General features: G+C 73.1%; 19 protein-coding genes. 8 read left to right on the top strand and 11 right to left on the bottom strand.

Annotated elements, in window-relative coordinates:
- Positions 1–202: 202 nt before the first annotated feature.
- The gene (gene recG, locus ACH4N1_RS24440; protein WP_398100061.1) at positions 203–2,407 is read right to left on the bottom strand and encodes an ATP-dependent DNA helicase RecG; all 2,205 of its coding nucleotides are present in this window, start codon (positions 2,405–2,407) and stop codon (positions 203–205) included.
- A 167-nt stretch (positions 2,408–2,574) separates the two neighbouring features.
- On the opposite strand from recG, the gene ACH4N1_RS24435 reads away from it, so the two are divergent.
- Together ACH4N1_RS24435 and ACH4N1_RS24430 are read left to right on the top strand one after the other, a co-directional pair.
- A complete protein-coding gene (locus ACH4N1_RS24435) occupies positions 2,575–4,419 on the top strand; it encodes an HSP90 family protein (protein WP_398100059.1) in 1,845 nt (614 codons plus the stop codon).
- Positions 4,416–7,430 carry a tetratricopeptide repeat protein gene (locus tag ACH4N1_RS24430; RefSeq protein ID WP_398100057.1) on the top strand — a complete coding sequence of 1,005 codons (3,015 nt, stop codon included), beginning with the start codon at positions 4,416–4,418 and terminating at the stop codon, positions 7,428–7,430. Before ACH4N1_RS24435 ends, ACH4N1_RS24430 begins: the two co-directional genes overlap by 4 nt.
- Positions 7,431–7,549: 119 nt before the next feature.
- On the opposite strand, the gene ACH4N1_RS24425 is transcribed toward ACH4N1_RS24430, so the two are convergent.
- Positions 7,550–9,271 carry a DAK2 domain-containing protein gene (locus ACH4N1_RS24425; protein ID WP_398100055.1) on the bottom strand — a complete coding sequence of 574 codons (1,722 nt, stop codon included), beginning with the start codon at positions 9,269–9,271 and terminating at the stop codon, positions 7,550–7,552.
- Positions 9,272–9,526: 255 nt separating this feature from the next.
- Between ACH4N1_RS24425 and rpmB the strand changes: the two genes are divergently transcribed.
- Positions 9,527–9,712: a 50S ribosomal protein L28 gene (rpmB, locus tag ACH4N1_RS24420; protein ID WP_004924906.1), complete on the top strand. Its 186-nt coding sequence runs from the start codon at positions 9,527–9,529 to the stop codon at positions 9,710–9,712.
- A 141-nt stretch (positions 9,713–9,853) separates the two neighbouring features.
- Here rpmB and thiD read toward each other — a convergent pair whose 3' ends face one another.
- Both thiD and ACH4N1_RS24410 read right to left on the bottom strand, forming a co-directional pair.
- The gene (thiD, locus tag ACH4N1_RS24415) at positions 9,854–10,675 is read right to left on the bottom strand and encodes a bifunctional hydroxymethylpyrimidine kinase/phosphomethylpyrimidine kinase (protein ID WP_398100053.1); all 822 of its coding nucleotides are present in this window, start codon (positions 10,673–10,675) and stop codon (positions 9,854–9,856) included.
- Positions 10,672–11,637, bottom strand: a complete 966-nt coding sequence (locus ACH4N1_RS24410) for a thiamine-phosphate kinase (protein ID WP_363092093.1) — start codon at positions 11,635–11,637, stop codon at positions 10,672–10,674. Before ACH4N1_RS24410 ends, thiD begins: the two co-directional genes overlap by 4 nt.
- 206 nt (positions 11,638–11,843) lie before the next feature.
- Between ACH4N1_RS24410 and ACH4N1_RS24405 the strand changes: the two genes are divergently transcribed.
- Both ACH4N1_RS24405 and ACH4N1_RS24400 read left to right on the top strand, forming a co-directional pair.
- The gene (locus tag ACH4N1_RS24405) at positions 11,844–12,077 is read left to right on the top strand and encodes an Lrp/AsnC ligand binding domain-containing protein (RefSeq protein WP_363092092.1); all 234 of its coding nucleotides are present in this window, start codon (positions 11,844–11,846) and stop codon (positions 12,075–12,077) included.
- Positions 12,078–12,097: 20 nt separating this feature from the next.
- A complete protein-coding gene (locus tag ACH4N1_RS24400) occupies positions 12,098–12,598 on the top strand; it encodes a DUF3515 domain-containing protein (protein WP_398100050.1) in 501 nt (166 codons plus the stop codon).
- Positions 12,599–12,601: 3 nt separating this feature from the next.
- On the opposite strand, the gene ACH4N1_RS24395 is transcribed toward ACH4N1_RS24400, so the two are convergent.
- Genes ACH4N1_RS24395 through ACH4N1_RS24385 form a run of 3 tightly spaced genes read right to left on the bottom strand, consistent with a single transcriptional unit; the run spans position 12,602 to position 15,616 of the window.
- Entirely contained in the window at positions 12,602–13,759 is a 1,158-nt protein-coding gene (locus tag ACH4N1_RS24395) for a D-alanine--D-alanine ligase family protein (protein ID WP_398100048.1), read from the bottom strand.
- A 58-nt stretch (positions 13,760–13,817) separates the two neighbouring features.
- The gene (locus ACH4N1_RS24390; protein ID WP_398100046.1) at positions 13,818–14,828 is read right to left on the bottom strand and encodes an NAD(P)H-dependent glycerol-3-phosphate dehydrogenase; all 1,011 of its coding nucleotides are present in this window, start codon (positions 14,826–14,828) and stop codon (positions 13,818–13,820) included.
- Positions 14,825–15,616, bottom strand: coding sequence for a lysophospholipid acyltransferase family protein (locus tag ACH4N1_RS24385; RefSeq protein ID WP_398100044.1), 792 nt, complete (start codon positions 15,614–15,616; stop codon positions 14,825–14,827). The genes ACH4N1_RS24390 and ACH4N1_RS24385 overlap by 4 nt, the downstream gene beginning before the upstream one ends.
- Positions 15,617–15,787: 171 nt before the next feature.
- Here ACH4N1_RS24385 and cofC point away from each other — a divergent pair, with 171 nt between their 5' ends.
- Together cofC and ACH4N1_RS24375 are read left to right on the top strand one after the other, a co-directional pair.
- Entirely contained in the window at positions 15,788–16,426 is a 639-nt protein-coding gene (cofC, locus tag ACH4N1_RS24380) for a 2-phospho-L-lactate guanylyltransferase (protein ID WP_398100042.1), read from the top strand.
- A 10-nt stretch (positions 16,427–16,436) separates the two neighbouring features.
- Complete coding sequence (locus ACH4N1_RS24375) at positions 16,437–16,640, top strand: hypothetical protein (RefSeq protein ID WP_363092086.1); 204 nt, start codon at positions 16,437–16,439, stop codon at positions 16,638–16,640.
- A gap of 94 nt (positions 16,641–16,734) precedes the next feature.
- Here the strand turns inward: ACH4N1_RS24375 and ACH4N1_RS24370 are convergent, their stop codons facing one another.
- The 4 genes from ACH4N1_RS24370 to leuC all read right to left on the bottom strand — a co-directional run bounded on the left by ACH4N1_RS24370 (position 16,735) and on the right by leuC (position 20,061).
- Positions 16,735–17,391, bottom strand: a complete 657-nt coding sequence (locus ACH4N1_RS24370) for an HU family DNA-binding protein (RefSeq protein WP_398100040.1) — start codon at positions 17,389–17,391, stop codon at positions 16,735–16,737.
- Between the two features lie 137 nt (positions 17,392–17,528).
- Complete coding sequence (locus ACH4N1_RS24365) at positions 17,529–17,759, bottom strand: hypothetical protein (RefSeq protein ID WP_382788112.1); 231 nt, start codon at positions 17,757–17,759, stop codon at positions 17,529–17,531.
- A 271-nt stretch (positions 17,760–18,030) separates the two neighbouring features.
- Positions 18,031–18,624, bottom strand: a complete 594-nt coding sequence (gene leuD / locus ACH4N1_RS24360) for a 3-isopropylmalate dehydratase small subunit (protein ID WP_382788110.1) — start codon at positions 18,622–18,624, stop codon at positions 18,031–18,033.
- Between the two features lie 6 nt (positions 18,625–18,630).
- Complete coding sequence (gene leuC / locus ACH4N1_RS24355) at positions 18,631–20,061, bottom strand: 3-isopropylmalate dehydratase large subunit (RefSeq protein WP_398100038.1); 1,431 nt, start codon at positions 20,059–20,061, stop codon at positions 18,631–18,633.
- 207 nt (positions 20,062–20,268) lie between these two features.
- Here leuC and ndgR point away from each other — a divergent pair, with 207 nt between their 5' ends.
- Positions 20,269–20,985: an IclR family transcriptional regulator NdgR gene (ndgR, locus tag ACH4N1_RS24350; protein ID WP_028806673.1), complete on the top strand. Its 717-nt coding sequence runs from the start codon at positions 20,269–20,271 to the stop codon at positions 20,983–20,985.
- Positions 20,986–21,006: the final 21 nt, after the last annotated feature.

Below are 21,006 nucleotides of genomic sequence, written 5' to 3'. Positions count from 1 at the left end.
AGTCTGGCAGGCGGAGGTGCGGGGTGCTCGATCACGGTCGGCGGTGCCCGGTGGGGTCCGGGGAACCCTCCGCACCGCCGCGCGCGGGGCACCGCCCGTCCCGCCGCGCGCGGGTGACCGTCCACCCCCCGTCGGGGCGGGAGGGGGCCGCCGGCCGGGCACGACGTACGCGCCGGCACCGCGGGGATCCGGCGCCGCGCGCTCAGCCCTTCTCCAGGTACTGCTCCCTCTCCTCGTCCAGGAGGGCGTCCAGGGCGGTGCGCAGGCCGGGGTAGGCGGTCAACTCCGGGTCGGACGCGACCACCTGTGCCGCCTCCTGCCTCGCCTCGGCGATGACCTCCTCGTCCTCGATGACGGCGAGGACGCGCAGGCTGGAGCGGGCACCGGACTGGGCCTGGCCCAGGACGTCGCCCTCGCGGCGCTGTTCGAGGTCGATGCGGGACAGCTCGAAGCCGTCGAGGGTGGCGGCGACCGCGTTGAGCCGCTGGCGGGCGGGACTCGCCTCGGGCATCTCGGTGACGAGGAGGCAGAGTCCGGGGGCCGAACCCCGGCCGACCCGGCCGCGCAGCTGGTGCAGCTGGGAGACGCCGAAGCGGTCGGCGTCCATGATCACCATCGCGGTGGCGTTCGGCACGTTGACCCCGACCTCGATGACGGTCGTGGCGACCAGGACGTCGATGTCCCCGGCGGCGAACCGGCGCATGACGGCGTCCTTGTCGTCCGGGGGCATGCGGCCGTGCAGCACCTCGACCCGGAGCCCCTGGAGCGGGCCCCTGGCCAGCTGGTCGGCCACGTCCAGGACGGCGAGCGGCGGACGCTTCTCGGCCTCGTCCTCCGGAGACTTCTTCTTCGCCTTCCCGGGTCCGTCCTCCTCGTCGCCGATGCGCGGGCAGACCACGTACGCCTGATGTCCGCCCTCGACCTCCTCGCGGACCCGCTGCCACGCGCGGGCCAGGAAGTGCGGCTTGTCGGCGGCGGGGACGACATGGCTGGCGATGGGCGACCGGCCGGCCGGGAGCTGGTCCAGGACGGAGGTCTCCAGGTCGCCGAAGACGGTCATGGCGACCGTGCGCGGGATGGGCGTGGCGGTCATGACGAGCAGGTGCGGAGGCTGCTTGCCCTTGCCGCGCAGGGCGTCCCGCTGCTCGACGCCGAACCGGTGCTGCTCGTCGACCACGACCAGCCCGAGATCGTGGAACTGCACCTTGTCCTCGATCAGCGCGTGCGTGCCGATGACGACGCCGGCCTCGCCGGTGACGAGATCGAGCAGCGCCTGCCGCCGCCCGGCGGCCCCCATCGACCCGGTGAGGAGTACGACCTTGGTGGCGTGCTCGACGCCGCCCAGCGTCCCGCCCTCGGCCAGTTCCCCCATCATCTCCACGATGGAGCGGTGGTGCTGCTGGGCGAGGACCTCGGTGGGCGCGAGCATGGCGGCCTGCCCACCGGCGTCGACGACGGCGAGCATGGCGCGCAGGGCCACCATCGTCTTACCGGAACCGACCTCCCCCTGGAGCAGCCGGTGCATCGGGTGCTCGGTCGCCAGGTCGTCGAAGATCTCCTGCGAGACCTTCTGCTGGCCCTCGGTGAGGGTGAAGGGGAGGCGGTCGTCGAAGGCGGAGAGCAGGCCGTCCGGGGCGGGTCTGCGGGGGACGGCCGGGAGTTGGGCGTCGGCGTGGCGGCGGCGGGCGAGGGCGACCTGGAGGACGAAGGCCTCGTCCCACTTCAGGCGGGCGCGGGCGTCGTCGATGTCGGCCTTGGTGTGCGGACGGTGGATCTTGAGGAGGGCCTCGGGGAGGGAGAGCAGGCCGCGGCCCTCGCGCAGGGAGTCCGGGAGCGGGTCGACGGCCTCCTGCGCGCTGGGCAGGACCGTCTGGATCGCCTTGCCGATCTTCCAGGACTCGAGTTTGGCGGTGGCCGGGTAGATCGGGATGAGGGCGCCGGCCCAGGTCTCGACCGTTTCGTCGGTGTCGCCGCGCAGCAGTTCGTAGGCCGGATGGGCCAGCTGGAGGCGGCGGTTGAAGAGGGAGACCTTGCCGGAGAACATCGCGCGGGTGCCCGGCAGGAGGTCCTTGTGGGGCTTGTGCACGCCGTTGCCGAAGAAGACCAGCTGGAGGCGGCCGCTGCCGTCCGTGATGGTGACCTCCAGGCGCTGGCCCTTGCCGCGGGGGGCCCTGGCCGAGGCGAAGGTGTGCAGGCGGGCGTCGGCGACCTGGGCGACCACGGTGACGTGCTCGTCCATGGGGAGGTCGGCGAGGTGCGTGAGCTGGCCGCGCTCCTCGTATCTGCGCGGGTAGTGGTGCAGGAGGTCGCCGACGGTGTGCAGGCCGAGGTGCTCGGCCATCACCTTCGCGGTCGGTGGGCCGAGCACCTTTTTGAGCGGTTCTTCGAGCGCGGGCACGAGATCCATTGCACACCACCCCACTGACATTGCCGTATACGTGTCCCGAAACCCCTGGTCAGGCGGCTCGTTCGGGCTCTAGGATGGCGCGCTCCGGCCATCCCCCGCGGTCACCGCCCCACCGGGACCGCCCGACCCCGCGCCCTCGACCCTCCCCAAGCCGCGGCGCAGCAGCGATGGACTCCCAGACCTCACCGTCATCCCAGGCATCACCGTCACCTCATACCTTCCAGGTCGACCTGCGCGGCCTGGTGGACCTGCTGTCCCATCACCTCTACTCCAGTCCCCGGGTCTACCTGCGCGAGCTGCTGCAGAACGCCGTGGACGCCATCACCGCCCGGCGGGCGGAGGAGCCCGGCGCCCCGGCGCGGGTGCGGCTGTCCGCCACGGGCGGGGAGCTGCGGGTGGAGGACTCCGGTGTCGGGCTCACCGAGTCCGACGTGCACAGCCTGCTGGCCACCATCGGACGCAGTTCCAAGCGCGCCGACGGCCTGCAGGAGGCCCGCTCCGACTTCCTCGGGCAGTTCGGGATCGGGCTGCTGGCCTGCTTCGTGGTCGCCGAGCGCATCCGGGTGGTCAGCCGCAGTTCCCGTACGCCCGGCGCGCCGCCGGTGGAGTGGACGGCCCGCGACGACGGTTCGTACACGGTGCGGACGCTGTCCGACGAGGAGCGCCCCGAGCCGGGCACGACCGTGCACCTGGTGGCGCGGGCCGGTGCCGGTGAGTGGCTCACCGAGCAGCGGGTCCTCCAGCTGGCGCGCGACTTCGGCTCGCTGCTGCCGTACGACGTCCGGGTCGGCGAGGAGGCGGTCACCGATCTGCCGGCGCCCTGGGACCGGCCGTACGCCTCTCCCGCGAACCGGCGGGTGGCGCTGGCCCGGCACTGTCACGAGCTGTTCGGGTTCACGCCGTTGGACTCGATCGAGCTGAACGTGCCGCTGGCCGGGATCCGCGGGGTGGCGTACGTGCTGCCGGCCGCGGTCAGTCCGGCCCAGCGGGCGGGTCACCGCGTGCACCTCAAGGGCATGCTGCTGACCGACCGGGCCGAACAGCTCCTGCCGGACTGGGCGTTCTTCGTGCGCTGTGTCCTGGACACCGACAGTCTGCGGCCCACGGCCTCGCGCGAGGCGCTGTACGAGGACGAGACGCTGGCGGCCGTGCGGGAGGCGCTGGGCGAGCGGATCCGGGCGTGGCTGACGGGGCTGGCCGCCGGGGATCCGGAGCGGCTGGCGGCGTTCCTCGCCGTGCACCACCTGGGGGTGAAGTCCCTGGCGCGGCACGACCGGGAGATGCTGCGGACGATGCTGCCGTGGCTGCCGTTCGAGACGAGCGACGGCCGGCTGTCGCTGGAGGAGTTCGCGCAGCGGCATCCGGTGGTGCACTTCACGCGGACCGTGGAGGAGTACCGGCAGGTCGCGCCGATCGCGTCGGCGCAGGGCGTCGGGGTGGTCAACGGCGGTTACACGTACGACAGCGAACTGGTCGAGGCGCTGCCGTCGGTGCGGCCGGGGACGGTGGTCGCCGAGCTGGACGCGGACACCGTGACCGCGCATCTGGACGCCGTGGACGCGGCGGAGGAGCTGGCGCTGTCGGGTTTCCTGGCGGCCGCGCGGGCGAAGCTCGACCCGCTGGGCTGCGATGTGGTCCTGCGCGCCTTCCACCCCCTGTCGGTGCCCGCGCTGCACCTGGACGACCGGGCGGCCCGGCACGAGCAGGCGCGGGCGGACGCCGAGTCGCGTGCGGACGACCTGTGGGCGGGCATCCTGGGCTCCCTGCGCGGCAGCGCCCCGCGCGCGCGTCTGGTGCTCAACCATCTCAACCCGCTGGTCCGGCGGATCAGTTCGCTGCGGGACGCCGAGCTGATCGGCACCGCCGCGGAGTCGCTGTACGGGCAGGCGCTGCTGATGGCGCAGCGGCCCCTGCGGCCGGCGGACTCCGCCCTGCTGAACCGGGCGTTCATCGGCCTGCTGGAGTGGGCCACGCACGGGGAAGCCACACCTGAGGAGGACGGGCGGCGATGACCACGATCACGGACTTCGACTCCCTGCGCCGGGCGATCGCGGAGAACGGCGAGCAGCCGGAGGGCCCGGCCCGCAACGCGCGCGCGGAACTGCTGCTCGTGGAGGCCGAGAGGCTGAACATCCCGCTCGCCGTGATCGAGGCGCTCGGACACCAGCTGAAGGTCTACAACTACAGCTCCGAGAAGGACAAGATGTTCGTCCCGTTCGCGCGCCTGCTGCGCATGTGGGACGAACGGCCCGAGGACTTCGACGCGCACGAGACGCACTCGCTGCACTGGGTCTTCAAGTGGATGTCGGCCGGCATGCTCGACCAGCCGCACATTCCGCTGGCGTCGGTGGAGAAGTGGCTCGGCGAGATGGAGCACCGCTACCGGCTCGCCGGGCACTCCGAGCGGGCCGTGCGCGGCGCCGAGTTCAGCGTGGCCGCGCACGTCGGGGACGTGGAGCGGGCCGAGCGGGCGTTCGCCGCCTGGCTGGCCGCGGACCGCGACAGCATGGCCGACTGCCACGCGTGCGAGCTGCGCGGTCAGGGCTGGTGGCAGGCGGAACGGGGCCGGGACGCGGAGGCCCTGGAGCTGTGGGCGCCCGTCCTGGAGGGCGCGTACACGTGCGCGCACGAGCCGCACACCGTGCTCGCGTCGTCCCTGGTGCCGCTGGTGCGGCTGGGCCGGCCGGACGAGGCCCGGGCGAACCACCTGCGCGGCTTCCGGCTGGTGCGGGCGATGGAGAGCATGCGGGGCGCGTACGCCGACCACGTGGAGTTCTGCGCGCTGACCGGCAACGAGGCGCGGGGCCTGGAGCTGCTCGCGGAGCGCCCGGCGTACTTCACGGACGAGGGGCAGCCGCGCAGCAGGCTGGACTTCCTGAGCGTGGTCGTCCTGCTCATGGAGCGGCTGTCCGCGCTGGGCCTGGGCGGGCAGCGGGTTCCCGGGCCGGCCGGGCGGGTGTGGACGGCGGCGGAACTCGCGCTCCACGCGCGCGAGGAGGCGCTCGCGCTGGCCGCGCGGTTCGACGCGCGCAACGGCACGTCGCACGTCGGCGAGCGGGCACGCGCGCGGATGTCGCAGCAGCCGCTGGTGGAGCGGCTGCCGTTGGGGGTGCGCACGGTGCGTCCGCCGGTTCCCGCGGCCGCCCCCCCGCCGCCGACGGTCACGGCGGCGGCCGGGGCGGGGGCCGGAGCAGGAGCCGGCGCGGTGGATCTGCCCGCGCTGCTCGCCGAGGCGCGGCGGTTGTCGGACACCTTGCGGCCGCACGCCGTGGAGGCGTGGGCGGCGGTGGCGGCGGCCGCCGAGGGAGCCGCGGGCGCCGGGCTGGACGCGCGCGACCGCGCCGAGATCGCCGACCACCGGGCGATGGGGCTGGGCGCGGAGGGTGCCGAGACGTTCGAGCTGGCGGCCGGGCTGTACGCGAAGGCGGGCGACCCCGGCGAGGCTCTGGCGGCACGCACGCGTGCGGCCTACGTCCGCGCGCTCACCGGGGAGATCGACGAGGCGCTCGCCGCGGTCGCCGAGCCGTACGACCGGGTCCTCGCGCTGTACGCCGAGGGCGGCACGGAGGTGCGGCAGGCGGCGGGGGTCCTCATGGGCCGCGCGCGGATCCTGATGCGGCGCGTGCACGAGGCCGACGGGCCGGTCGCCGAGCGGGTGCTGGCGGAGGCCGAGGGGGCCGTCCGGGAGGTGCTCGCGCTCGTGGAGGGGCGGGCCGGGGACGACGTGCGGCTCGTCGCGCGGGTCGCCGAGGGACACGCGATGCTCGCGGAGCTGACGGCGCGCTCGGGCGACGCCGAGGCGGGCGCCGAGCTGTTCGCCCGGGCCGCCGCGGAGTTCACCGGGGCGGGGCTGCCCTGGTTCGCCGTGGAGTACGAGGCCAGGCTGGCCGCTCTCGCGCACCACCTGGGCGACATGACGGAGGCGGAACGGGCGCTGCGGGCCGCCCTGGAGCACGGCGGCGGCTTCCTGGAGCCGGTCGGCAGGGCGCAGCTGCACCTCCAGCTCGCCGAGGTCGTCGGGGGCCGGGGGCAGGCGGCGGAGGCCGCCGAGCACGCCCTGGAGGCGGCGCACTGGGCCGACGAGGCGGGCGAGGGTCCGACGTTCGGCGCGTGGGCGCGGCACCAGCTGGGCGGGTTCCTGGTGCGGCAGGGCCGGTGGGCGGAGGCCGCGGAGGTGCTGGAGTCGGCGCTGGCGGACCTGACCGTCGAGACGCACGGCGACGGGGCGGTCGTGCAGACGCAGTGGTGGCTCGGCGACTGCCTGAGCGAGCTGGGCGAGCACCGGGCCGCCGCCGAGCGCCGCCTGCAGGCCGCCGAGACCGCCCGGCACTGGCCCGAGCAGCACGACCACGCGACGCTGGCGCACCTGGCCGCCGAGTCCCTCGGTCAGGCGGGGCTGCGCGCGGACGCGGACCGGGCGTACGCGCGCGCGGGCGAGCTGTGGCGTTCCCTGGGCAACGTGCACGGGCTGGTGCGCTCCTTGCGCGCGCGTGCGTGGCTGGCGTTGCGGGCGGAGGGCGGCACCCGTGCGGCGCGGGAGCTGATGGCGGACGCCGTCGGGGAGTGCGCCGACGCGCTGGAGGTCGCGGACGACGAGGAGACGCGTCTGCGGCTGGTCTTCGAACTCGGTCACACCCACCGCCAGTTCGGCGATCTCCTGGCCCGCTCGGCCACCGAGGACGCCGACGACGACTCGATCCGTGCCGCCATGGACGAGGCGCTGTGCCAGATGTCGGAGGCGGTCGCGGTGTTCGTCTCCCTCGGGGCCGCCGCCCTGCCGCCGCGCACCGGCGCCGAGCTGGCCGCGGGCTGGCTGGAGACCGACCTGGGACGTCCCGCGGAGGCGGCCGCACGCGCGCGTGCGGTACTCGCGGCGTACGCGGACGCGGAGACGGACCCCGGCTTCGAGGGCGGGGACGAGGAGACCGTGCGGGCGCGGCGGACGGAGGCGGAGCAGCTGCTCCAGGCGGCGGCGGAAGCGGCGGAGCAGGAAGCGGCGCAGGAGCGAGAGGCACGGGAGTGAGAACTGGGGGCTGAAAGGCGCGGGAGTGGAAGCGCGGGGCTGAAAGGCGCGGGAGCGGGGCGGGCGGTGGGGCGGCGCTCACCGCCTCCCCGGCGGAGTCGACCGCTCGTCCCCGACGGTCATTCCACGCCGATCAGCAGCAGCGTGCCTTGCCGTCCCCCGCGGTACACCACCGTGTCGACGGCGAGGTACGCCTCCCGCACCCGCGCCTCCAGTCGCTCGGCGACGCCCTCGGGAGCCTCCTCGCCGAGGACGAGGGTGACGAGTTCCCCGCCCGCCGCCAGCATGCGGTCCAGGACCGTTTCGGCGACGGCGGTGACGTCGGCGCCGATGACGGCCACGTCGCCGTCGACGAGGCCGAGGACGTCGCCGGCCTGGCAGATGCCGGCCATGGTCCAGGACTGGCGTTCGGCGACGGCGACCTCTGCGTAGCGGGTGGCGCCGGCCGCCGAGGTCATCGCGACGACGTCCTCGTCGAAGCGGCGGTCGGGTTCGTGCACGGCGAGCGCGGCGATCCCCTGGACCGCGGAACGGGTCGGGATGAGGGCGACCCGGATGCCCTCCGCGCGCGCCTGCTCGGCCGCCGCGGCCGCGGTGTGGCGCAGGTCGGCGTCGTTGGGCAGCAGCACGACCTCGCGCGCGTGGGCCCGTCGTACGGCCTGGACCAGTTCACCGCTGGCGGGCGGCTCCCCGGGGCGCGCGAGGACGGCGGTCGCGCCGGCCTCGGTGTACAGACCGGCCAGGCCCTCGCCGGGCACGACGGCGACCACCGCCCGCTGGACGCGCTCGCGGGGCGGGCTCCCGCCCCCGCGCGCGTGGACGTCGTCGGCGCCGAAGTGCGTGATGCGGATCCGGTGCGGCCGGCCGGCCTCGACGCCCGCCTCCACGGCCGCGCCGGCGTCGTCCACGTGCACGTGCACGTTCCACAGTCCGTCCCCGCCGACCACGACGAGCGAGTCCCCCAGCGCGTCGAGCCGCTCCCGCAGCCGGGCGACGGCGGCGTCCTCGGCCTCCAGCAGGTAGATCACCTCGAAGGCGGGCCCGTCGCTGCCGGCCCCCTCGTCGGCGCAGGACTCCACGCCCGCCGGGAGCCCGGGGGCCTGCGGGTCCGCCTGGCCTCCGGCGTGGTCGCGCCCCTCGACGGCCGCGAACGCGCCGGTCCCGGAGGGGGCCGCCGCCGTCTCCCCCGTGAACGTCTCCACCAGCGCCGCGAGCACCGTCACCAGTCCCCGCCCGCCCGCGTCCACCACCCCGGCACGCTCCAGGACGGCCAGCTGGCCCGGCGTCGCGGCGAGCGCCGTGCACGCGCCCCGGTAGGCCGCCTTCGCGACCGTCCCGCAGTCGCCCTCGGCGTCCGCGGCCGCGTCGGCGGCGGCCGAGGCGACCGACAGGACCGTGCCCTCGACCGGGCGGGCCACGGCCTGGCGGGCGGAGTCGGCGGCGCGGCGCAGCGCCAGGCGCAGTCCCGCCGCGTCGGTGTGCGGGCCCTCCCCCTCGGCGGCGAGCACCTGGGCCATGCCGCGCAGCAGCTGCGCCAGGATGGTCCCGGAGTTCCCGCGCGCGCCTATGAGCGCTCCGTGCGCCATCGCGCGCGCGGCGTCGGCGAGGGAGGGAGTGCCGTGCGGGGCGGCGCCGGCCGCGTGACCGGTGAACACCGCCTCGACCGCGGTCGCGGCCGACTCCACGGTCAGGTACAGGTTGGTCCCGGTGTCCCCGTCGGCGACCGGGTACACGTTGATCGCGTCGATCTCCTCACGCGCGCGTCCCAGTGCGCGGAGCGCGAGACCACACCAGGTGCGCACCGCGAGAGCATCGAAGAATGTCTGCGGCACCTGCGGCACCTGGGCCTCCCTGAGCTGCTGGACTGGGACGCAGCGTAGACCGTGGGCGGGTGTGGGCCGGTGGCGGGCAAGGGCGGGGCCCCTGAGCAGCCATGGTAGTTTCGTTGTACTGGCGCAGCCGTTGTATGCTGCTCCGGTTGCCCGATCCCATCGGGCCATCCCCCTGGCACCGCCACTCAGATCTCTGATCCCACGATCTTGATCCCGGCATGCCGGGATCAACCGTAAGTGCATCTGAAGTCTTTGGAGTGACCCGTGGCTGCCAACTGCGACGTCTGCGGCAAGGGGCCGGGCTTCGGCAACAACATCTCGCACTCGCACCGCCGTACGCCCCGTCGCTGGAACCCGAACATCCAGCGCGTGCGTACCGTGGTCGGTGGGACGCCGAAGCGCGTGAACGCTTGCACCTCGTGCATCAAGGCCGGCAAGGTCTCGCGCTGACGCACATCCCCCACCTCTCGGCTCCGCCCGAGGCGGGGGGACCCCCGTCGCGCGCGGCCCTGCTGGTTGCTGAAAGAGCCGGTCCACCTCTGGTGGGCCGGCTCTTTGGCGTGCCCGGCGGCCCGTAGGCCGGCGCCGGGGTCACCGCGCGGGACCGGTCCCCTCGTCGGCGGCCCGGACGCCGAGCCGCCAGCCGTGGTCCACGGGACCGATCCCGGCGCCGAGGGGAAAGCCGGCGGCGATCGCCCCGGTGACGTACTCCTTGGCCGTCGCCACCGCCTGCGGCACGGTCTCCCCCTTGGCGAGTTGCGCCGCGATCGCCGAGGCGAGGGTGCAGCCCGTGCCGTGCGTGTGCCGGTTGTCGAGCCGGGGCGCGCGCAGCCAGTGCTCCTCGGAGCCGTCGGTGAGCAGGTCCACGGCGTCACCGGGCAGGTGGCCGCCCTTGATCAGCACCCACCGCGGGCCGTACGCCAGGACGGCCGCCGCGGCCTGCCTGAGCCCGTGCTCCGACTCGACCCGTACGCCGGTCAGCCGGGCCGTCTCGTCGAGGTTGGGCGTGGCGACGGTGGCGACGGGAAGCAGCTCGGTGCGGACGGAGTCGAGGGCCGAGTCGGCCAACAGCGGGTCGCCGTGCTTGGAGACGCCGACCGGGTCGACGACGACCGGGGCGTCGGTGCCGGCGATCAACTCGGCCACCGCTTCGACGAGTTCCGCGGAGGAGAGCATCCCGGTCTTCACGGCCTGGACGCCGATGTCGTCGACGACACTGCGGTACTGGGCGCGCACCGCCGCCACGGGCAGGTCCCACGCGCCCTGGACGCCGAGGGAGTTCTGCGCCGTGACCGCGGTGATCACGCTCATGCCGTGCGTGCCGAGCGCGAGCATCGTCTTGAGGTCGGCCTGGATGCCGGCGCCACCGCCGGAGTCGGAGCCGGCCACCGTCAGGACCCTCGGGGGGATCACGACTCCATGTCCCCGAAGTGGTCCCAGCCGCCCTTGCTGGTCCAGGGCGCCCCGTCGACCGTCACCTGGGGCAGGGCGGAGGGGTTGAGGACCTCGCCGATCACCTTCCAGCGGGCCGGGAGCTTCACGTCCGGCGGGAAGGTCGCCACGATGGCGTGGTCCTCCCCGCCGGTCAGCACCCACTGCATGGGGTCGACGCCGACGGCCTGTCCGATGTCGTTCATCTGGGTGGGCACGTCGATCGCGCCGGAGCGGATGTCGATGCGGACCTTGCTGGCCTCCGCGATGTGCCCCAGGTCGGCGATCAGCCCGTCGCTCACGTCGCACATCGCGGTCGCGCCGAGGGCGGCGGCCGCCGGACCGGCGTGGTACGGCGGCTCGGGACGGCGGTGGGCCTCGACGAAGGCGCGGGGCGAGCGGAACCCGCGGGAGAGGACCGCGAATCCGGCGGCGGACCAGCCCAGCCAGCCCGTCACCGCGACGAGGTCGCCGGGCTGGGCGCCGGAGCGGGTGATCGGTTCCTGGTTGCGCAGATCGCCGAGGGCGGTGATCGACACCATGATCGTGTCGCCGCGCACGACGTCGCCGCCGACCACGGAGGCGCCGGCGACCTGGCACTCGTCGCGCAGGCCGTCCATCAGCTCGGTGGGCCAGGTGACCGGCAGTTCGCCGGGTACGACGAGGCCGAGGAGCAGTGCGGTCGGCACGGCGCCCATCGCGGCGATGTCGGCGAGGTTCTGGGCGGCGGCCTTGCGGCCGACGTCGTAGGCGGTGGACCAGTCGCGGCGGAAGTGCCGGCCCTCCAGCAGGATGTCGGTGCTCGCCACGACCCGGCGGTCGGGCGCGGCCACCACCGCGGCGTCGTCACCGGGTCCCACCCGGACCGCCGGTGTGGTGGTGAGACGGGAGGTGAGCTCCCTGATGAGCCCGAACTCCCCGAGCTCACCAACAGTGCCCTTCATCGCCCCAGCTCCCCTTCTGTCCCAGTCCGTGCCCGGTCGCGCGCCACCGGTGTCCTCGATACGGTCGAGGAGACCGTCAACCTCTGTCGTGCCTGCACCCCGGCGCGCGAGCCGTGGTCCCCGCAGGTCTCCCCGCGGCGAGCGGCGACGCGATACCGTGGCGTTCCTTTTCCCCACATGATCCTCGTGGCCGCCCTGGAGGTTCCGTGGTACAGGCGTACATCCTGATCCAGACCGAGGTCGGCAAGGCCTCGACCGTCGCCGAGACGATCGGCAAGATCCCCGGCATCGTGCAGGCCGAGGACGTCACCGGTCCCTACGACGTGATCGTGCGGGCCCAGGCCGACACGGTCGACGACCTCGGCCGCATGGTGGTCGCCAAGGTGCAGCAGGTGGACGGGATCACCCGTACCCTGACCTGCCCGGTGGTGCATCTGTAGCCCCCGTCTACCCTTGGCCGGTGAACCTTTTCCGTCACCGGCCCAGTGGTGTGCCCGCCCTTGTTCTGCTCTGTGCCGCCGTGGGCTGCTCATCGGCAGACGACGGCGCGTCGGCCGCGGTTCCCGGTCCCACGACGAAGATCGCGCGACTGTGCCGGAACCTGGACGAGGCACTGCCGTCGAGGGTGGACGGTATGGATCGCCGGGATCCCGAGCCCGCTTCCGCGCTGACCGCGGGCTGGGGGAACCCGGCGATCATACTGCGCTGCGGTGTGGAGCGGCCGCCGAAGATGGCGGATCCGAAGGTGGCCCAGGGCGCCGACCCGGACGCGGTCGCGGGCGGTGTGAACGGTGTGGACTGGCTGATGGAGAAGCGGGACGGCGGGGGGTACCGGTTCACCACCGCCAGTCGCCGTGCCTATGTGGAGGTGGCGGTGCCGGAGGGGGCGGACAGTTCGTCGGTGCTGATCGACCTGGCGTCGGCCGTCAGGAAGGCGATCCCCGAGGGGATCGCCGACTGAGGGCTAGCGCAGTCCCGTGGACCTGCGCAGTGCCGCCTGGATCAGGCGGCCCACCAGTTCCTCGTAGGAGACGCCGCTCGCCTGCCACATGGCGGGGTACATCGAGATGGGCGTGAAGCCCGGCATCGTGTTGATCTCGTTGATGACGAACTCGCCGTCCTCGGTGAGGAAGAAGTCCGCCCGGACCAGCCCCTCGCAGGAGGCGGCCTCGAAGGCGTCCACCGCGAGCCGCTGCACCTCGGCGGTCTCCTCCGGCGTCAGCGGGGCCGGCACCAGCCCGGGGGTCGAGTCGATGTACTTGGCCTCGAAGTCGTAGTACGCGTGCGCGTCCGGCGGCGGGATCTCGGCCGGTACGGAGGCACGCGGCCCGTCCTCGAACTCCAGGACGCCGCACTCGATCTCGCGGCCGCGCAGCGCCGCCTCGACGAGGATCTTCGGGTCGTGGCGCTGGGCCTCGGCGATCGCGTCGTCCAGCCCCGAAAGGTCGTCGACCTTGGTGATGCCGATCGACGAGCCCGCGCGCGCGGGCTTCACGAACAGCGGCCAGCCGTGCTCACCGGCGAAGTCGACGATCTTCTTCCGGGCGGCCGACTCGTCCCGCTCCCACTCGCGCGGCCGGACCACCACGTACGGGCCGACCTTCAGCCCGAAGGAGGTGAACACCCGCTTCATGTACTCCTTGTCCTGGCCGACGGCCGAGGCGAGCACGCCCGACCCCACGTACGGCACGCCGGACAGCTCCAGCAGTCCCTGCAGGGTGCCGTCCTCGCCGTAGGGGCCGTGCAGGACCGGGAAGACGACGTCGACGTCGCCGAGGGCCTTGGGCACCGATCCGGGCTCGCTGTAGACGACTTCGCGGTTCGCGGGGTCGACGGAGAGCACCACGGCGCCCTCCTGCGAGTCGGCCAGTTCCTCGACACCGGGGGTACGGCGTTCGGTGATCGCCATCCGCTCCGGCTCGTCGGCGGTGAGCACCCAGCGGCCTTCCCGGGTGATGCCGATCGGCAGGACCTCGTACTTCGTCCGGTCGACGGCCTTGAGGACAGCGCCGGCGGTGACCGTGGAGATCCCGTGCTCGGAGCTGCGTCCGCCGAACACGACGGCCACACGCGGCTTACGAGACGGCTGCTCAGGGCTCTGGGGAAGATTCTCGGTGCTCATATCGGCATGAGAGTACCCGGTGGTAGGGCGCGGACACAGCGTCGACTCAGGGGGTCGCTCAGCGTCGTTCCGGCTTCGCGCTGCGCGACATCAGCTCCTTGAGGGCGACCATCGGCGGCTTGCCCTCGTGGACGATCCCGACGACGGTCTCCGTGATGGGCATGTCGACGCCGTGCCGGCGGGCCAGATCCAGCACGGACTCGCAGGACTTGACGCCCTCGGCGGTCTGCCTGGTGACCGCGATGGTCTCCTGGAGGGTCATGCCCCTGCCGAGGTTGGTGCCGAAGGTGTGGTTGCGGGAGAGCGGCGAGGAGCAGGTCGCCACCAGGTCGCCGAGGCCGGCGAGGCCGGAGAAGGTCAGCGGGTCGGCGCCCATCGCCAGGCCCAGCCTGGTGGTCTCGGCGAGTCCGCGGGTGATGAGCGAGCCCTTGGCGTTGTCGCCGAGCCCCATGCCGTCCGCGATGCCGACGGCGAGACCGATGACGTTCTTCACGGCGCCGCCGAGTTCGCAGCCGACGACGTCGGTGTTGGTGTACGGGCGGAAGTACGGCGTGTGGCAGGCCGTCTGGAGTCGCCGGGCGACGCCCTCGTCGGTGCAGGCGACCACGGCGGCGGCCGGCCTGCGGGAGGCGATCTCCTTGGCGAGGTTGGGCCCGGTGACCACGGCGATCCGGTCCCGGCCGACCTCGGCGACGTCCTCGATCACCTCGCTCATCCGCATGGTCGTACCGAGTTCGACGCCCTTCATCAGCGAGACGAGGACGGTGTCCGGGGCGAGCAGCGGGCGCCAGGCGGCGAGGTTGGCGCGCAGGGTCTGCGAGGGGATCGCGAGGACGGTGAAGTCGGCGTCGCGGGCGGCCTCGGCGGGGTCCGCGGTGGCGCGGAGGTTCGCCGGGAGCTCGATGCCGGGGAGGTAGTCCGGGTTGGTGCGCGTGGAGTTGACCGTGTCGGCGAGCGCGGCGCGGCGCGCCCACAGCGTCACCTCGCAGCCCGCGTCGGCGAGGACCGTGCCGAAGGCCGTACCCCAGGAACCGGTGCCGAAGACGGCGGCCTTGACGGGCTTGCTCACGTGCTGCTCTCCCCCTTGTGGCCGGTCCGTGCCTGGGACCTGCCGTGACTGGTCTGCGCCTGCGTGCGGAGCCGCTGCTCGATCCGCTCCCGGCGTGGGTCGTAGGGCCGGTCGGGCGCCTTCTCGCCGCGGATCTCCTCCAGCAGGCGGGTGACGGCGGCCATGATGGCCTCCGTGGCCTCCTTCAGCAGCTCGGGAGTCATCTCCCGGTCGTAGAACCGGCTGAGGTCCACGGGCGGGCCCGCCAGGACGCGGTGGGTCTTGCGCGGCAGGAGGTCGGGCTTCTTGGCGTAGGGCGGCAGCAGTTCGTTGACGCCCCACTGCGCGACCGGGATCACCGGGCACCTGGTCTGCAGGGCGACGCGCGCGGCCCCGGTCTTGGCGGTCATCGGCCAGCCGTCGGGGTCGCGGGTGAGGGTGCCCTCGGGGTAGAAGGCGACGCACTCGCCGCGCTCCACGGCGTCGATCGCGGCCCGGAAGGCGCTGAGCGCGTCGGTGGACTCGCGGTAGACGGGGATCTGTCCGGTGCCGCGCATCGCGGCGCCGACGAACCCCTTGCCGAACAGCCCGCTCTTCGCCAGGAATCGCGGCACGCGCCCGGTGTTGTACTGGTAGTGCGCGTAGGCGAAGGGATCGACGTGCGAATTGTGGTTCACCGCGGTGATGAACCCGCCCTCGGCCGGCATGTGCTCCATTCCGCGCCAGTCCCGCTTGATCAGAATCACCAGCGGCGGTTTGCAGAGCACCGCTGCGAAGCGGTACCAGAAGCCGATTCTGCGGCGGGGCACGCGGACACCTTCCTCTAGGACTTCCCTGACTTCCCTGACTTCTTCCGGGCCGGGGGCCGGACAAGTGTCGCCCCGTGCCGCCGGTCTGTCGAGAACACCGTACGCCCCGATCGAGGGGGCGCCGGAAGGACCGGGGGACAATGTCCGCGACGAGAGAGAGACGGTACGCCGGTGCAGTGGAGCTTGGTCATCCCCCTGAAGCCCTTGGCGCTGGCCAAGAGCAGGCTCGCGGACACCGCCGGCGACGCCCTGCGTCCGGGCCTGGCCCTGGCCTTCGCCGTGGACACCGTGGCGGCCGCGCTGGCCTGTGCCGCGGTGCGCGATGTGGCGGTGGTCACGGACGACGTGCTGGCCGGGCGCGAACTCGCGGGGCTCGGCGCGCGGGTCGTCGCCGACGAACCCCGCGCGGGTCTGAACGCCGCGCTGGCGCATGGGGCGGCCGCCGTGCGCGCCGGGCGGCCCGACAGCGCGGTGGCCGCTCTCAACGCCGATCTCCCGGCGCTGCGTCCGGCGGAATTGGCCCGCGTCCTGGACGCCGCCGCGGAATTCCCCCGCGCTTTTCTCCCCGATGCGGCAGCAATCGGTACGACTCTTCTCGCGGTGGCCGCCGGCCGTGAATTGCTTCCGGCTTTCGGTACCGATTCACGCGCCCGTCACCGTGCGTCGGGCGCCGTGGAACTCCGGCCGACGGCGGTGGATTCCGTGCGCCAGGACGTGGACACCGGCGAGGATCTGCGGACGGCGCTGACGCTGGGGGTGGGTCCCCGAACGGCCGCCGCGGTCGCGCGCCTGCTGATTCCGGGGCAGTAGGCTGCCGGTCATGCAGGCCACCGCGTACACGTACGACCCCGGCACCCGCAGCGGCCAGGTGCTGTTGGACGACGGCACCCCGGTGCCCTTCGACGCGCCGGCGTTCGACGCGGGCGGGCTGAGGCTGTTGCGCCCCGGGCAGCGCGTGCGGATCGAGACCGAGGGCGACGGCGACTCCCGGCGCATCACCCTGGTCACCCTCCAGACCTTCTGACCTGGCAGGACTCCGGGAGACCGGTGGAAAACGCCGCGGGCCGGACTCCAGGGGGAGTCCGGCCCGGCGCGTGAGTGCCGTGAACGCTTGCGCCTCAGCGAGCGGTGGTCTTCTTGGCGGTGGTCTTGCGGGCGCTCGACTTCTTGGCGGGGGCCTTCTTGGCCGTCACCTTCTTCGCCGGGGCCTTCTTGGCGGTGGTCTTCTGGGCCGTGGCCGTCTTCGCCGTGGTCTTCTTCGCGGCCGCCGTCGCCGTCTTGGCGGCCGACTTCTTGGCGGTCGTCTTCTTCGCGGCGCCCGTGGTCTTCTTCGCGGCGGCCGTCGTCTTCGCCGGCGCGGCCTTCTTGGCGGCGGCCGTGGCCCTCTTCGCCGGGGCGGCCTTCTTCGCGGCGGCCTTCTTGACCGTGGCGGTGGCACCGCCGGTCAGGCTGCCCTTGGGGGCCTTCTTGACGGCGACCTCGCCTCCGCGCGGGAGCTTCTTCGAACCGCTCACCAGGTCCTTGAAGCCCTGACCGGCGCGGAAGCGCGGCACGGACGTCTTCTTGACCCGAACCCGCTCGCCCGTCTGGGGGTTGCGGGCGTAGCGCGCCGGGCGGTCGACCTTCTCGAACGAACCGAAGCCGGTGACCGAGACCCTGTCCCCCGCGACGGTCGCGCGGACGATGGCGTCCAGGACCGCGTCGACCGCGTCGGCGGCCTGCTGGCGACCGCCGAGCTTGTCGGCAATCGCTTCTACGAGCTGCGCCTTGTTCACGTCTTCCCCTTCGGAGACATTGCCAGAACGAAAGTGTTCAAGCGTTTTCGCACGTTAGGCAGATATATACCGCAAATCAAACACGAAACGGGCTAATCACCCTTGTGCCGCAACGAACTCGGCCGCTCCGGGGGCGATCAACGCTCCTCTTCCGGGACGCGTCCCGCGTCGAGGTCCGCCATGAACCGCTCCAGCCGCCTTGTCGCGTCGGCGAGATCGTGCTTGGCCGCGGCCGTAATGACCAGCAGCTTCCGGGTCAGCGCCATCCGTACGCCCTCCGGGACTTGCAGTGCGCGCACCCTTGCGTGCGCTTCCTTGAGCTGGTTCGCGACCGCCGCATAGAGCTGGAGTTGGCCGTCGTGTTCCATGCACAGATTGTGCCATCTGGGGCGAGTTGTCGCCCGCCCAGGGGGCAACTGGCGCCCGGCGCGGCGCGCCCGGCACCCCGGCGGATCACGTCCTCAGTGGCCGCCTACCCCGGCAACCACCGCCGTAACGTGGGAAGTTGCCGGCGGCGGCGCAGGCCCGCGGGCCCGGACGGGCGCAGACACGGCCGTACCCCCGATCGGGCCGATCGGGGGTACGGAGGGGGTTCGAGGTGGCCGGAATTCGACCAGGGCCGGTCGTCCCGGCCGGCGATCAGGCCTGGAGCGTCCTCGGCTTGTACGACGGCCGCTTGGCTTCGTAGGCGGCGATGTCGGACTCGTTCTGGAGGGTGATCGAGATGTCGTCCAGCCCGTTCAGCAGCCGCCAGCGGGCGTTCTCGTCGAGTTCGAAGGCGGCGGTGATGCCCTCGGCGCGCACCTCGCGCCGCTCGAGGTCGACCGTGATCTCGGTCGTGGGGTCCTGCTCGGTCAGCTCCCACAGCGCGTCCACGATCTTCTGCTCCAGGAGGACCGTGAGCAGGCCGTTCTTCAGCGAGTTGCCGCGGAAGATGTCGGCGAAGCGGGAGGAGATCACGGTCTTGAAGCCGTAGTTCTGGAGCGCCCAGACGGCGTGCTCGCGGGAGGAGCCGGTGCCGAAGTCGGGGCCGGCGACCAGCACGGTCGCGCCCTGCCGCTCGGGGCGGTTGAGGACGAAGTCCTCGTCCTTGCGCCAGGCCTCGAACAGCCCGTCCTCGAACCCGTCCCGCGTCACCTTCTTGAGCCAGTGAGCAGGGATGATCTGGTCGGTGTCGACGTTGGAGCGGCGCAGCGGGACGGCCCGGCCGGTGTGCGTGGTGAATGCTTCCATGACTGATCAGACTCCAGCGGGCGTACGGTTCTCGGCGTCGGACAGGTCGGCCGGGGAGGCCAGGTGGCCCAGGACGGCCGTGGCGGCCGCGACCTGCGGCGACACCAGGTGCGTGCGTCCGCCCTTGCCCTGCCGGCCCTCGAAGTTGCGGTTGGAGGTGGACGCGGAGCGCTCACCCGGGGCCAGCTGGTCGGGGTTCATGCCCAGACACATCGAGCAGCCCGCGTGCCGCCATTCGGCGCCGGCCTCCTTGAAGACGACGTCCAGACCCTCGGAGACGGCCTGCAGACCGACCCGCGCGGAGCCGGGGACGACCAGCATCCGTACGCCGTCGGCGACTTTGCGGCTCCGGACGATCTCGGCGGCGGCGCGCAGGTCCTCGATCCGCCCGTTGGTGCAGGAACCCACGAAGACGGTGTCCACCTTGATGGAGCGCAGCGGCTGCCCGGCCTCCAACCCCATGTACTCCAGGGCCTTTTCGGCGGCGAGGCGCTCCGAAGCGTCTTCGTACGAAGCCGGGTCGGGGACGGCGGCCGAAAGCGGCGCGCCCTGGCCGGGGTTGGTTCCCCAGGTGACGAACGGCGACAGTTCGTCGGCCTTGATGACGACCTCGGCGTCGAACTCGGCGTCCTCGTCCGTCCTCAGCGTCTTCCAGTACGCGACGGCGGCGTCCCAGTCCTCGCCCTCGGGGGCGTGCGGGCGGCCCTTGAGGTACGCGAAGGTGGTCTCGTCGGGGGCGATCATGCCCGCGCGGGCGCCGGCCTCGATCGACATGTTGCAGATGGTCATCCGGGCCTCCATCGAGAGCTTCTCGATGGCGGAGCCGCGGTACTCCAGGACGTAGCCCTGGCCGCCGCCGGTGCCGATCCTCGCGATGATCGCCAGGATCAGGTCCTTGGCGGTGACGCCGTCGGGCAGTTCGCCCTCGACGGTGATCGCCATGGTCTTCGGGCGGGCCATCGGCAGCGTCTGGGTGGCCAGCACGTGCTCGACCTGCGAGGTGCCGATGCCGAAGGCCAGGCCGCCGAAGGCACCGTGGGTGGAGGTGTGCGAGTCGCCGCAGACGACGGTCATGCCGGGCTGGGTCAGTCCGAGCTGCGGGCCGACGACGTGCACGACGCCCTGCTCGACGTCGCCGAGCGGGTGCAGCCGGACGCCGAACTCGGCGCAGTTCTTGCGCAGCGTCTCCAGCTGGACGCGCGAGACCGGGTCCGCGATCGGCTTGTCGATGTCGAGGGTCGGGGTGTTGTGGTCCTCGGTGGCGATGGTGAGGTCGAGGCGGCGCACCTGCCGGCCGCTCTTGCGGAGGCCGTCGAAGGCCTGCGGGCTGGTCACCTCGTGCAGCAGGTGCAGATCGATGAAGAGGAGGTCGGGCTCGCCCTCGGCGCGCCGGACGACGTGGTCGTCCCAGACCTTCTCCGCGAGTGTCCTACCCATCGCTTTCCCTCCGACCGGCAGGCTGCGCCGGCCCAACTAGAGATCTTGTGGAGGCGACGACGCGCCCCTCCGGCTCACCGGCCGCCCCTGCTTCCCGGGCAACCGCCGCCCGGCCCGTTGGTCCTCGGGCCGCTGTGTGTCCCAGGGTCGCGCGTCTCACGGAAAATTGAACTTGCGTTTCACAGAGTGAGACGGGAATATCGTTTCATGGACAACAGTAGCGGCGTCGGCGTTCTGGACAAGGCAGCCCTTGTCCTGAGCGCCCTGGAGTCCGGTCCGGCCACCCTCGCGGGGCTGGTCGCTGCCACCGGACTCGCACGACCCACGGCCCACCGTCTGGCCGTGGCTCTGGAACACCACCGTATGGTGGCGCGGGACATGCAGGGCCGTTTCATCCTCGGTCCGCGCCTGGCCGAACTGGCCGCGGCCGCGGGCGAGGACCGCCTCCTGGCGACCGCCGGCCCGGTGCTCACCCACCTCCGTGACATCACGGGCGAGAGCGCTCAGCTCTACCGCCGCCAGGGCGACATGCGCATCTGCGTCGCCGCGGCGGAACGCCTGTCCGGCCTGCGGGACACGGTCCCGGTCGGCTCGACGCTCACGATGAAGGCCGGCTCCTCGGCGCAGATCCTGATGGCCTGGGAGGAGCCCGAGCGCCTCCACCGCGGTCTCCAGGGTGCCCGCTTCACGGCGACGGCCCTGTCGGGCGTACGGCGCCGGGGCTGGGCCCAGTCGATCGGCGAGCGGGAGCCGGGCGTCGCGTCCGTCTCGGCGCCGGTGCGCGGACCGTCCAACCGCGTGGTGGCCGCCGTCTCGGTGTCCGGCCCCATCGAGCGCCTGACCCGCCACCCGGGCCGGATGCACGCCCAGGCGGTCATCGACGCGGCGGGCCGGCTGTCGGAGGCGTTGCGCCGCACCGGCTGACGCAGGAGACCGGAGACCGGA

Origin of the sequence: Streptomyces sp. NPDC017202 (genome assembly GCF_044331705.1) — a bacterium.
Taxonomy (GTDB): Bacteria; Actinomycetota; Actinomycetes; order Streptomycetales; family Streptomycetaceae; genus Streptomyces.
This window is presented reverse-complemented; position numbering and strand designations above follow the sequence as displayed.